At 51.7% G+C, this 13,301-nt stretch carries 10 protein-coding genes; 5 read left to right on the top strand and 5 right to left on the bottom strand.

Annotation, left to right across the window (positions count from 1 at the left end; all coding sequences use genetic code 11):
* Nucleotides 1–86: 86 nt before the first annotated feature.
* Nucleotides 87–1,706: an AsmA family protein gene (locus CRP01_RS20710; protein ID WP_099152013.1), complete on the bottom strand. Its 1,620-nt coding sequence runs from the start codon at nucleotides 1,704–1,706 to the stop codon at nucleotides 87–89.
* A 458-nt stretch (nucleotides 1,707–2,164) separates the two neighbouring features.
* On the opposite strand from CRP01_RS20710, the gene CRP01_RS20705 reads away from it, so the two are divergent.
* Entirely contained in the window at nucleotides 2,165–2,971 is an 807-nt protein-coding gene (locus tag CRP01_RS20705; protein WP_099152012.1) for a hypothetical protein, read from the top strand.
* Between the two features lie 108 nt (nucleotides 2,972–3,079).
* On the opposite strand, the gene CRP01_RS20700 is transcribed toward CRP01_RS20705, so the two are convergent.
* Both CRP01_RS20700 and CRP01_RS20695 read right to left on the bottom strand, forming a co-directional pair.
* On the bottom strand, nucleotides 3,080–4,639 hold the full coding sequence (locus tag CRP01_RS20700) for a bifunctional metallophosphatase/5'-nucleotidase (RefSeq protein WP_170110471.1): 1,560 nt from the start codon (nucleotides 4,637–4,639) through the stop codon (nucleotides 3,080–3,082).
* Nucleotides 4,640–4,966: 327 nt separating this feature from the next.
* The gene (locus tag CRP01_RS20695) at nucleotides 4,967–5,659 is read right to left on the bottom strand and encodes a LolA family protein (RefSeq protein ID WP_099152010.1); all 693 of its coding nucleotides are present in this window, start codon (nucleotides 5,657–5,659) and stop codon (nucleotides 4,967–4,969) included.
* Between the two features lie 297 nt (nucleotides 5,660–5,956).
* Between CRP01_RS20695 and CRP01_RS20690 the strand changes: the two genes are divergently transcribed.
* Together CRP01_RS20690 and CRP01_RS20685 are read left to right on the top strand one after the other, a co-directional pair.
* Complete coding sequence (locus CRP01_RS20690) at nucleotides 5,957–7,243, top strand: alkaline phosphatase family protein (RefSeq protein WP_099152009.1); 1,287 nt, start codon at nucleotides 5,957–5,959, stop codon at nucleotides 7,241–7,243.
* Between the two features lie 84 nt (nucleotides 7,244–7,327).
* Nucleotides 7,328–8,998, top strand: a complete 1,671-nt coding sequence (locus tag CRP01_RS20685; protein WP_099152008.1) for a peptidoglycan DD-metalloendopeptidase family protein — start codon at nucleotides 7,328–7,330, stop codon at nucleotides 8,996–8,998.
* Here CRP01_RS20685 and CRP01_RS20680 read toward each other — a convergent pair whose 3' ends face one another.
* Entirely contained in the window at nucleotides 8,999–9,691 is a 693-nt protein-coding gene (locus CRP01_RS20680) for a copper homeostasis protein CutC (RefSeq protein ID WP_099152007.1), read from the bottom strand.
* A gap of 231 nt (nucleotides 9,692–9,922) precedes the next feature.
* On the opposite strand from CRP01_RS20680, the gene scpA reads away from it, so the two are divergent.
* Both scpA and CRP01_RS20670 read left to right on the top strand, forming a co-directional pair.
* Nucleotides 9,923–12,040 (top strand): methylmalonyl-CoA mutase, encoded by a 2,118-nt coding sequence (gene scpA / locus CRP01_RS20675; protein WP_099152006.1) that lies wholly within the window; start codon nucleotides 9,923–9,925, stop codon nucleotides 12,038–12,040.
* Between the two features lie 150 nt (nucleotides 12,041–12,190).
* Nucleotides 12,191–12,805 (top strand): tetratricopeptide repeat protein, encoded by a 615-nt coding sequence (locus CRP01_RS20670; RefSeq protein WP_099152005.1) that lies wholly within the window; start codon nucleotides 12,191–12,193, stop codon nucleotides 12,803–12,805.
* Here the strand turns inward: CRP01_RS20670 and CRP01_RS20665 are convergent.
* The gene (locus CRP01_RS20665; RefSeq protein WP_233752725.1) at nucleotides 12,792–13,292 is read right to left on the bottom strand and encodes an NUDIX hydrolase; all 501 of its coding nucleotides are present in this window, start codon (nucleotides 13,290–13,292) and stop codon (nucleotides 12,792–12,794) included. The genes CRP01_RS20670 and CRP01_RS20665 overlap by 14 nt on opposite strands.
* Between the last annotated feature and the right edge of the window lie 9 nt (nucleotides 13,293–13,301).

Raw genomic sequence — 13,301 nt, 5'->3', positions numbered from 1 at the left:
TTAGTTAGTAAATATTTGTTTTTCAATGTTGAATACACTCTTTAAACCCTGCTGATCTGAGTGGTGTTCGGTGCTTTTATTTTTTTTTATATTTTTTCCTTCTTTGCATCCAGCTCATCCGGCAGGAATAAATTAGGCATTGCGGTAGAGTTCAAACCGGACAGCAGGCTCTTCAGATAAGAGTTCCAAAATGAACGAAACGGCTTCCGCTCGTGGTAGATCTGCCCTACCCGGTAATTGTCGTTTTTGGGGTTCTGTTCCCGCATGACGATCTTCTGGGCCAGGGCGGCCAGCTTGTTGTGTCCTTCCAGCCACTCGATCTTCAGATCGCTGTAATCCATACGCATTTCTCCGGTAGATATGCGCTTATCTGCGTCTACCCGATAACTCAGACGCTGCATGCGGCCCGCAGCGATCTTCATTTGCGAGGTCTCCATTAATATGGTATTGAACTCCGGCAGGTCGAATCCGTGCATTTCACCGGAATAGGTATAGGCGTAATCGCGGGAGGAAAGATCAAAGGTAAAATAGGCCTTCAGTTCACTCTCTCCGTTCACGACCGTATTGACCTGGGCCCGCAACAGCGGATCCCGGGCGATCTCCGCGGAATCATTGGTAATATTGGACAGCACGGCATCCAGATCCAGGAAATTTAGAAAACCGACCTGCGGCTGTGGATCATCCGGGCGCATTTCGAAGGTCAATTTACTGTGACGAAATTTGGCGGTATCTACTGAAATATCGACTCCGGCATGTAGGAGTTTTTCCTGATACAGACTTTTGTAGCGGGTTTCGTCCACCGGCAGGCGACTGTCTTCGTATACTTCGATAAAACAACTGTCCATCGTGAAGGAACGGGCCCGAATATGGCCTCCGGACAGCAGTGCGAACCAGTCCAGGCCTTTTAGACCGCCTTGACCGGCGTTGATCTCCACCCGACTGTCCTTGTGCTTCAGATGACGGCTGTACTCGGCCTTAGAGTATAGGGGAAGAAATTGTAGTTGGGAAAAAGTAAGACTGCTGTCCTGCGAACTACCGGAAGAATTGGCGATCAACAGATCGGAGAACTGTTCGGCCCGGCTGTACCGGAGTCCCTTGGCTTCCCAGGAAAAATGATTAACATAGCTGCTTGTATCGGATACCTGTGGATAATGGAATTCTTCGATGTTCAGACTAATGGCATCCACTTCGAAACGCGGTTTCGCCTCTTCGCCCACAAAATAGCGGATCCGGGACGGAGCGATCTCCATGCCGTTGATCGTGATGGCCAGCTCATTTTCGGTGGCCACCATGCTGTCGGGCGTGCTTTTCGAGCCGTCGGCTGCAGACTTGATCAAATGTAGATCGAGGGCGGAACTGTCAATCAGCAACTTATTGATCTGTATCCTGTTCCTGAAAAGATACTGGGCAAAGCTGAGTCCTTTCAACTGTACTTTACCGATCTTTCCCCGAATGAGATAGGTCAGACTTTCCGCCGAGCTGTCTTTGGGAGGGATATTCCAGCGGATAACCAGGTCATTGATGTCCATCCAGCCGCGTAGAATTCCCAGATCTACCTTACTGATCTGGAGCGTATCTCCGTAGGTAGTCTGGATCTGGAGTTCCTGTTTGATCCTCTTTTTCAAATATCCTTCTGCCACAAAAACGGCGATAGCGATCGCCACTAATCCCACCAGTGCAAAGATCCACCACTTCTGTTTTTTCATGTAAGTCAATTGTGTTAACAATAACTTTCACGGCATTTTAAATGTTCGCTGTCTGCCGCCCTGTCTGTGGGAGCCCAAGCCAACAGTGCTGTGCTAAAAAATGACCCAGTATTACCGCGTTCGGAATCTGCGCGCTAAGGATAGAATATTCCCTCTCCTCTCCGATTTGAAGAAAAGGAGTTTCTTTTTTAACTTTAACAGGCAGCAAATCAGGCGGCAGGGCGTTCCCTAATATAAGGCCCTGATTTTCGCTATCCGTCAAAAACTACATCCTGAGACCATCTTAAAGCCAATCTGTGGTTTTTACTAATTGATTAGTAAACACTAATCAATTAAACAATTTACTAATATTGGAAACATTGCGTTTTCATATCCGTTGGAATGGTATAGGTGAATAGATCTTAGGGCTGAAGCCCGAAGAAAACAGCTTGCTTCTACTCAAAAATCGAAAAGGCTACATGAAAATATTTTTACACTTAAGTCCGCTGTTTGTTCTGGCAATTCTTTGCCTGGGTAGCTGTAAATTAGAAGAACTAAAGCAGCCCATCATTATTACCGATTTAGAGCCAGAATTTTATATCGATCTGCAGGAGTATCTGCATCCCACCAATCGTCAATTAAGGTTCAAGATCCGGACTATTAAAGATCAGGAATGCCTCAACGGCAGTATCGAGACAGATTATTACACCCTGGGTCGGGAGATCGAACTGTCCATCAACCGCATACTACCGCCGGCGGATTGCAAGGGAGGAACCGCACCGGCCAAATCCGAGGTATACGCCACCCAACTTACCAATGGTACCTACAAGTTCAACGTAGCACTGCGGAATACGGTGGTGAATAACGGGCAACTTACCGTTAGTGACGATAATTATACCATAAAAATGGAAACGCAGGAAGGCATCATCTTCCTGCACAATAATCTCCAGAAAATGCCGGCGGATGCCTTTTGGGGCTACGTCGTTTGTAAGGAAACCGAATGGGAAGCCCTGAATGCCGAGTTGACCGACCGGCTGACCGGGTTTGGTGCTCCGGCCGATTACCGTTCCGGTTATTACGGCTACTTCGAGATCAACAACAATACGCCCGGTAACCGTAAGGTCTTCCTCACCGAACCTCCGGCTGCCGATTTTCACTTTCCGTTGCTGTTCCAGTTGAAAGAAAATGTGGATGAGAACCGGCTGAAAAGCATGCTGCAGGAATTCAGAGCAGCCCATCCGGATATTACCCTTGAGGGTAGAAATTCAGATGGACGGATCTTCTGATCAGCCACCGATAAGTAAAGATCAGTCTCTTCCGGTCTTACTCAATAATAGCTCCCGCAGCGATGTGCTGCGGGAGCTATTCGTATTAAAAAAAGTACCTTTTCCTGCCTAGAAACGACCGATCTTATCCATAAAGTAGATCACGATATTTCGCATATCGTTATTGACGGTTTTGCCGTCCGCTGTATTAAAGGTTTTCTGCGTTTCAAATTTGTGATCCGCCAGGAACTCCAGGTTAGCTTCCTTTCCCTCGGCCACAAACTGCGGTAGCACTACGGAATAAGTCTTACCCGGATCTATCGTTTCGCCCTTAACGGTAAAGGTTTGACCGGCCGGCTGTACGTACAGCGTTTGAAAATAGCCCCCCTCGCCTTTATTCAGGAATAAGCCGGTTTTCAGTAATTTGCCCATCTCCTCACCGTGCAATTCCATTTTTACAATAGGTCCGCCAAAGGGATAAGTGCGCAGCACATCGTACTCCGTAACGGTCCCTTCCAGGTTATCATCCAGGCGCATCGAACCGCTGTTCAACAGATACACATCGGCATCCGGCCAGACGGCCTCAAAAGCACGGGTGGTCAATCCACCGTAATTGGTCGGCTGGGAACGGATCAGGGCTTCCGTACAGATCAGCGTTTGTTCGGCCACCATCAGCTCCCGCGCGGGATTGAAACCCATATTCTGCGCGATATCGTCTACCGCTCCGAGCCATTTGTCCACCACTACTTTCGTGGCGGGATCTTCGGCCAGTTTATCATCGATCGTGATCAGCGAAGAGCGCAGGGAAACCTGGCCCGTGCTGGGATAATAGGTGCCCCGGTGGACGTAGGCCGTTTTGGCGTTTGCATCCGCTTTGGTGATCACGGTATTTTCGATGTAAAAGCTCATGTTCACGTGTTCGTGCCCACCCATGAACAGCGGGAAACCCGGCACGGCTTTAGCCAGGGCGATATCATCTCTGGCCGCCAGATGGGTCAGGGCAACGGAAACGTCCGCCACTTCTTCCATTTCTGCGGATACTTTGCGAAAGGTCTCTTCTACGGGCAGGTACTCTACATAATCCTGTTTGGCGAAGGGCAAGACCAGACCGGTAATTGCCAGTTTCATCAGGTCTCCGCCCGCATTCCGGATCTCGTGGATCACGTAGTCCGGCACCGCGGCACCTTTCTGGGAGAAGGATTTGGTCATCCCGTTTTCCACCAGTTTGGCATTGGCACACACGAACCTGAAATCGCTTTGGTCGATGCGTTTTTTGAGCACTTCCACATTACTCAGATCAAATTCGTGGTTTCCGAAAGTAACGTAATCCATGCCCATGGCATTCAGGGTCTCCACCATTTGCAGACCGGCGATCCGGTCGCCGTCGTCCATCCGCAGGGTACCGATAAAGGACGGACTCAAAAAGTCGCCGGATAAAACCGCGATGGTATTGGGATTCTCCCGCAGCAGTTGTTTTTTCAGGGTAGCCACCCGGGCCAATCCACCGAATTTTCCACCTTCCAGCGGTGCGATCTCGTAGACATCGTTCAGTTGCAGGATGATGAACTCGATCGGATCTTCCTTAGCGGCAGTAGTGCTGGTAGCCGGTTGGGGCGTTTGGCAGGCACCCAGGCCCAGCGCCAGTAATACGAACAGCTGCAGGTAGAGTCCTCGAAATCGTTTATACATTTGATCTCCCCGGTTTGGGAACGTTTTTTGGCAGGTCATAATGATAGCATTTTTGGCATTCTTAGTGCTAAATTGTTAAAACTGCAATATAACAAGCCGGATGCTATATCATCCGGAAAACCGGGGTCTTTTTGAAGGTCATTCCCGAGGAGACCGGGCATAAAAAAGCCCCGGAGCTGAACCGCTCCGAGGCTACTATCCCTTTTCGAACTTTCCTGTGGTTTAATACCGGGAAACAGGAAAGCGTTATCTTTTGAATGAAAAATTTGCGATCACCGGGTATCCGTCCGTAAACGGCCGGAACTGTTGTTGTTCATAATGCGGTGATCAGTCTCGCAGATCTTCCACGTAATAATCGGAATATTTCGATTTGTCGAAAGTAAAGAAATTCGACGCGTAGGATTTATTGGGCAGGAAGGTACCGATATTGAATACATAACGGGAACCGTCTTTGGCAAAAGCCGTTACGCTGACGATCTCGTTCTTCCGCTTGTCCACCACCAGCCGCAGTTTGGAATAACCGGAGTACTGATCCAGGGGCTTGAATTCTATATGCTGTACCAGTTTTCCTTTCTCCGTAAATTCGTTAACGAACTGGTAGACGTATTTACCTTTTTCGTAAAAATTAAACAGAGCTTCCGGGGTGAGCAGAGATTCATCCACCTCATCCGGATCGGGTACATTGTTGATCTGTACTTCCTTGTTGTTGTGCAGGATCAACCAGAGCGCTTTACCGTCGGAAACGACCGACTGGCTGGCGAGGTCCAGTTTGTACTTGTCTCCCTGCCGGATCAGCGTTCCTTTCTGTACTTCTTTGGGTTGCTCCGGGAACTGGATCTCCAGGGTGAAGTCTGCTTCCAGAGAGTTGTAGGCGTCGTATTTTTTGCGGAGCTTATCCAGAATGGCTTTTGCCTGCGGATCCGAATGCTCGGCCTTGGTATACTGTTCACTTTCGCGCACCTGAGCCTCTGTGGTCCAGACGGCAGCAAAAACGATTATAATTAGCAGTAAGCTTCTCATCTGTTGGAATAATTTGAATTATTTATGTTTTATCCTTTAATTCGGATTTTTCTAGTTTTCCTAACGCCTTTAAGACGGGAAATATTGATAAAAGAACAGCTTTGGCGGGTTAAAGTTCCGTTAATGACCGAATACTCCGGCGATCCTCTTCCGCAGACCGCTCACTACACTACCCCAAAATTGTAAAAAATGATCACGATAAATTAACCCGGAAGATCCAGTGAAAACGGACTAATTAGCGGTTCTTTACGCATCGTTTTTAAATTAGCATTTGTTCTTAACCGACCAACAGACACCATGAGAAATTTTCTATTTTTTGCACTCCTGATCTTTGTCGCCTGCCAAAATCCGACGGAACCGGCTTCCGAGCCGGACACTCCCAAAGCCGTATTCATTATTCTGGACGGTATACCGGCCGATGTACTGGAGCAGGTGGAGACCCCGGTACTGGATGAAATAGCCGGCGAAAACGGCTACACCCGCGCCTACGTTGGTGGTGAGAAAGGAACCTATAACGAAACCCCCACCATTTCCGCTCCGGGTTATATGAACCTACTGACCGCCACCTGGGCCAACAAGCACAATGTGTGGAACAACTATAAGCAATCGCCGAACTACAGCTACTGGAATATATTCCGGATCGCAGAGCAGCACGATACCAGTCTGCAAACGGCCATCTTTTCGACCTGGCTGGATAACCGTACGGTCCTGGTCGGAGAAGGTGCCGCTCAGGCCGGTGATTTTACCCTCGATTATGCCTACGACGGTTTTGAAACCGATACCGTCCGCTTTCCGCACGATGAAAAAAGACAATACATCCTGGACATTGACGAACTGGTCACCGACGAAGCCGGCCGTTATATCCGGGAAAAAGCGCCCGATCTCTCCTGGGTTTACCTGGAATATACGGACGATATGGGACATGCCTTCGGCGACAGCGAGGAAATGTACCGGGCCGTACGTCTGGCCGACGCGCAGGTCGGTAAAGTCTGGTCGGCTATTAAAGAAAGAGCGACCATGAACGAAGACTGGATGATCTTCATTACCACGGATCACGGTCGCGATAGCATCAGCGGGAAAGGGCACGGCAACCAGTCGCTACGGGAAAGAACCACCTGGATGGTAACCAACGCCGATGACCTGAACGAACGATTTACCGACGGTGAGCCTCCGGTAATCGACATCATGCCGTCAATATTATCCCACCTGGGGATCTCCGCGCCTGAAACGGTACGTCAGGAAATGGACGGCATCTCATTGGTAGGCAAAGTTTCCCTGGATCATTTACAGGCACAACTGAACGACCAAACCTTAGAGCTGAGTTGGCAGCCCATCCAGGCGGACGGGGAAGCGCAGATCCTGCTGGCTTTTGCCAATGATTTTCAAAAGGGCCAAAAGGATACTTTCCGGGAAGTAGGTAAAGCGGCGGTTGCCGATGGAAAATTTGAGTTCCAGCTTTCCCCGGAGCAGATGGAATCGTTCGAGCAATCCGGTTTCCTGAAAGTTCTGGTTAAGGGCCCTCACAATTGGGCCAATTACTGGATAGTCAATCCGCCACAACAGGCCGAAAGTGCCGCCGGCTGATGTCGGTGATAAAGATCATGGCCCGCAGCAAGCTGAATTCGGAAATTGTACCCCATTTTTCTGCTATCTTCCGAATTAAAAATTATGCCCCTATTCTTCGCACTTTTATGGCAGGTGGCGGCTTTGGGCCTGACGCCGTCGACTTCACCGGAATTCCAGCTGACACCTCAGGATGAGACCGCGGTTTGCATCACCCCGGAGCAATATGTCGAGGTAGAACAATTGATGCAGGACCATCGCCGACAGTTGATCCGAACCGGCCGGCTTCCCGAAAATTACAACGGCCGCATGGCCCCGCCGGCTTTTATCTGGCCGGTACGACAGGCAACGGGTTTCAATTATCCGAGCTATTACAGCATCAACAACTTTGTCGACCTCGATCCCAATCCCGGCAGTGTGCTGGATTGGAACTGCGGCGTGCGTACCTACGATGGCCACCGCGGTATCGATATCAACAACTGGCCGTTCTGGTGGAACATGATGGACAACGATCAGGTAGAGGCCATTGCCGCAGCCGACGGCGTGATCATTGCCAAAATTGACGGTAATCCGGACCGGAACTGTTCCTGCATCGAACCGTGGAACGTGATCATGATTGAACACGAAGATGGCTATCAAAGCTGGTACGCTCACCTGAAAAGCGGGAGTCAGACGACCAAAGGGGTCGGCGAAAGTGTAGTGGCGGGAGAATATCTGGGCGTGATCGGCAGCGCCGGTTGTTCCTCCAACCCGCACCTGCATTTTGAAGTGAGAGATCCCGAATCCAACTTCGTGGAACCCTATGTAGGAAGTTGTAATTCCCTGGCCACCGGCTCGCTCTGGGCCGATCAGAAGCCCTACCGGGAAGGTACGCTCAACCAGTTACTGACCCATTCGGCGCCTCCATCCGTTCAATTCTGCCCGGAAGGGGAAGTGACCAATTTTCAAAACCAGTTCACCCCCGGCGACGGGGCCTATTTCGCAGCCTATTATCACGATCAACAGAACGGGGAGCAGACCAGTTTCCAGATCCTGGATCCGAACGGGACTACCATTTACAACTGGAACCATACCTCCCCCAGTTCCTATAACGGATCGTGGTGGTACTGGCGGTGGTTCATTCCTACCGATGGAGCGTTGGGCACCTGGCAATTTATTGCTGATTATAACGGCCAGCAGCATACCCATTATTTCACGGTCGTTTGCAAGCAGGAACTAACGATCCAGCCGGTTACCATCAACGATTCCCGGATCTATTCGGTAGTGAAGTCCATTTCGACCAATGGCGCGGTAGCCATCACCGCTACGGGTGAAGTGAGCATGACTGCCGGCGAAAGCATTTTACTGACGCCCGGTTTTTCGGTTGCACCCGGAGGCCAGCTACTGGCCGTTATTGATGATTGTCCCTTCCCAGCTGCAGCTGCCGAACCTGAATTTTCCCAGCCGAACGAGCTGCCGGCGTCTCCCTTTAACCGAAATCCGCTGACCGATCAGACATTAACGAATCGGGATCATCTCAAATTCGGCATTTATCCCAATCCGGCCGGTGATAACTTCCAGGTGATCTACGAGGGAATTCCCACGGACGAAGCGGTAACTATTGAGATCTACGAACTCAACGGCAGACTATTGCAGCGACACGCGTATACCTCGACCGGTACCGGGCCGCAATCCCTGCCGTTTTCAAGCCGGGATCTTGCTTCGGGTCAGGTCTATCTGATCCGTCTGCAGACCGCAAATGCAACTTCCGTTCGAAGGTTGGTGATCAGTCGGTGATCAGGGTCGCAGGATCTGACGCATGTTTTTCACCATGCCCTCGTCTACGGTCGGGTAAACAGCATCCGATCCGTTGGGGCGCAAAGCCGAGGAGTGAAATTCGGAGATACCTTCCATAGTGCTAAGGTCCGCCAGGTTATGATCGCGAACACCACCGCCGCAGAGGATCATGATCCGGCCGGCTCCGCGGGCCGCCAATTGCTGTAATAGCGGTTTGGCATCCACTGCTTTGGGTACCTGTCCGGAGGTAAGCACGCGGGCAGCGCCGAGTTCGATCAGTGTATCCAGGGCCGCCTGCGGGTCCGGAGTTAGATCGAAGGCTTTATGAAAAGTGAAGGGCAGCGGTGCGGCGGCTGCAATGAGCTTGGCGGTAGCTTCCCGGTCGATCGTTCCGTCCGGCAACAGGGCTCCGGAGACGATCCCAGCGGCACCGATACCTTTGCATTCATGGATATCGAAGAGCATACTTTCCAGTTCCCGCTCGTTGTAGACAAAATTACCGGGACGTGGGCGCACCAGTACAAATACGGGGATCGACAGACGTTTGACAACCGCGGCCAGTAAGCCGGCGCTCGGCGTGATGCCGTCCGTAGCGAGGGCCGCGCAGAGTTCAATACGGTCCGCTCCTCCGGCCTGAGCGGCAAGTGCAGATTCCAGATGATCACAGCAAATTTCGAGCAGGTAATTTTCCATAGGCAGATTTTGATCGAACCGGGGCCGTTTCGCCCCGGTAAAGTCGCAAAAATAGATATATTCGGGAGGTGGGATAAGGCCGGTCGCTAAAATTTAGAGACCTTTTTCTTAGCTTTGTCCATAAGCCAGCTATACTGACGCGAAGCGGTTTGGGAATCCTCACGGTGACTGGCACATCAGGACCAAACCACTACGCGTCCGGTATAATCCTTCTAAAACCAAAAAACACTTATGGGACGTCCGGACTTCAACAACATTCCCTACCGCCGAACTGGTAAACCGCCAATTGATAAAAAAGCATCCTGGACATCCGCCGAGCAGATCGATATTCCCTCCCGCTTTTCCGCCGAAGACCTAAGTCACTGCAGCCATCTGGCTTTTCCGGCCGGGCAGCCGCCCTATCTGCGGGGTCCTTACAGTTCCATGTACGTCGGGCGCCCCTGGACGATCCGCCAGTACGCCGGCTTCAGCACCGCCGAAGAAAGCAATGCCTTCTACCGCCGCAATCTGGAACAGGGACAGAAAGGGCTTTCCGTCGCTTTTGACCTGGCTACCCATCGCGGTTACGATTCGGATCACGAACGCGTGCACGGCGATGTGGGCAAAGCCGGGGTAGCCATCGATACGGTAGAAGATATGAAGATCCTCTTCGATCAGATCCCCCTGGATAAGATGTCCGTTTCCATGACGATGAACGGTGCCGTGATTCCCATCATGGCCTTTTACATTGTAGCGGCAGAGGAGCAGGGAGTCCGGCCGGAACAACTCAGCGGTACCATTCAGAACGATATCCTTAAGGAATTCATGGTGCGCAATACCTTTATCTATCCGCCCGCTCCTTCCATGCGCATCATTGCCGATATTTTCGCCTATACCGCTCAGAAGATGCCACGTTTCAATTCCATCAGCATCAGCGGTTACCATATGCACGAAGCGGGGGCTACGGCCAATATCGAACTGGCCTATACTTTGGCCGACGGACTGGAATACCTGCGCACCGGCCTGGCCGCCGGTCTGGCCATCGACGATTTTGCCCCGCGTATATCCTTTTTCTGGGGCATCGGTATGAACCACTTCATGGAGATCGCCAAACTCCGGGCGGCCCGGATGCTGTGGGCCAAACTGGTCAAACAGTTCGATCCGAAGAATGCCAAATCTATGGCGCTGCGGACACACTGCCAGACCTCCGGATGGAGTCTCACCGAACAGGACCCCTTCAACAATATTGCCCGCACCTGCATCGAAGCTACCGCCGCGGTACTGGGCGGTACGCAGTCCTTGCACACCAATGCCCTGGACGAGGCGATCGCTCTGCCGACCGACTTCTCGGCCAAGATCGCGCGGGATACCCAGATCTATCTGCAGCGAGAGACCGACATTACCCGGGCGGTCGATCCCTGGGCCGGTTCCTATTACGTGGAATACCTAACCGATCAGCTTGCCCGGAGCGCCTGGGACCTGATCCGGGAAGTCGAAGACCTGGGCGGGATGGCCAAAGCGATCGAAGAAGGACTACCCAAGCTGCGCATTGAAGAAGCGGCAGCCCGAAAGCAGGCCCGCATCGACAGCGGACAGGACCGGATCGTCGGCGTCAATATTTTCCAGACTGATGAAAAAAGTACTATTGACATTCTGGAAGTAGATAATTCCGCCGTGCGGGAAGCGCAGATCAAAAGACTGCAACGGGTGAAAGCCGAACGGGATGAAGCTGCCGTACAGCAGGCTCTCGAACAATTGTACCGGGGCAGTCAGGGCGATGAGAATCTCCTGGAACTGGCCGTCAATGCCGCCCGCCACCGCGCTACGCTCGGCGAGATATCGGCGGCCCTGGAAAAAGAATTCGGCCGTTACCAGCCGCAAACCCGTACCCTTAGCGGTGTATACGCTCAATCAATGCAGAATAACAGCGCTTTCACCCGCGCCCGGCAGCTTACCGATACCTTTGCCGAAGCGGAAGGGCGCCGGCCGCGGATCATGGTGGCCAAACTCGGACAGGATGGTCACGACCGCGGCGCCAAGGTGATCGCCAGCAGTTTTGCCGATCTGGGATTCGATGTAGATATCGGCCCGCTCTTCCAGACGCCGGCCGAAGCGGCCCGTCAGGCCGTAGAGAACGACGTCCATATTCTCGGTATATCTTCGCTCGCCGGTGCCCACAAAACGCTCGCTCCCGAAACGGTTGCCGAATTGAAAAAACTGGGTCGGGAAGATATCCTGGTAGTGGTCGGCGGGGTAATCCCGGCGCAGGATTACGACTACCTTTACGAGCAGGGAATTGCGGGTATTTTCGGGCCGGGTACCGTCATTGCGGAAGCGGCAAGCGAGATCCTCAAAGTGCTGATGAATTGATTTCGATCACTGAATTCTTCCCCGAATAAAGGTTTGTTAACGCGATTCTGCTTAACTTTGCGGTTCCAATTAAAATCCCGGTAAACTTTCTCGGGCGGTCATTTGTAGAAGTTATAGTACCGGAAATTTTACCAGAAAAGTATAGACATTATGTTTGTGATCAATCCATATTTACGCATTGCCCTGATGGGCGTCGGCATCGTCGGCGGTATTATTCTGTGGCTGGCCTACGGTTTTTGGTACGGCTTTCCCTTTCTGCTGGCGGGTATCCTCCTTCTGGTCGGATACATCTTCCTGGGTACCGTGGGTAGTGCAGCAAAAGCCATGCAGGCAATGGACTTCAATCGTTCGGAGAAAATGCTGGACCTCACCCTGACGCCAAAATGGCTCTACTCCACCAACCGGGCTTACTACTACATGATCAAAGGGTCTATTGCCCTGGGTCGGAAAGACATGGAAAAAGGTGAGGAATACCTGAAAATGGCCGAAGAGATCGACGTTCCGACGGATAACGAAAAGGCCATGCTGCAACTGCAGCTGGCGAATATCGCCGCCTCCAAAAACAACTGGAAAAAAGCGGATATCCACTACCGTACGCTCAAGAACCTGAAATTGACGGATCCGAACGTAAAAGAACAACTCAAGCAGTTTGAAAAAGTACTGGCCAACCGCGGACAGCAAAAAGCCGCACAGCGCATGGGTGGCGGCCGTTCCCGGAACGTCATGCAACCGGGTGGTAAACGCCGCCGGCCTAAGATGAGATAGGCCAGACCCGCTCGCCCCGGATCTCATCGTCCATACTCAACAGATTCAGCTGTTCGTCCAGAATGGCGTTGAAGGCAAATACCTGACCTCGCATTAGATACTGATAGATGATCCAGTCTGTCGGTGGAGTCGGAAGGTCAGGTATTTGTTCGTATGGGATCCAGCTCAATTCTCCTTCATCGCAATAAGGCACTTCCTGGTAGGGAATATCCGCTACGTAGATATTGCACTGCCAGTTGTAGGCCGTGGGTGAACTCTCGATCAGCACGCCCGCGTACTGCAGATGCTCCACATCAATGCCCGTTTCCTCCCTGGTCTCCCGGACGGCGGCGCTGTACGGATCCTCGAAGGGGTCCAGCTTGCCGCCGACGGGCACATACTTTCCTTTATTGGGTTCCTTTCCCCTTTTCAATAAGAGGAATTGTTTTTCGTGGCGCAGCACGATCATGGCCGCGCTTCTTTTCAGGCCTAACGGAAATTTGGACATGGATTCTCA

It is taken from the genome of Flavilitoribacter nigricans DSM 23189 = NBRC 102662, assembly GCF_002646595.1.
Taxonomy (GTDB): domain Bacteria; phylum Bacteroidota; class Bacteroidia; order Chitinophagales; family Saprospiraceae; genus Flavilitoribacter; species Flavilitoribacter nigricans.
The sequence above is the reverse complement of the archived record's forward strand: the minus strand, read 5'-3'. Positions and strand labels throughout refer to the sequence as shown.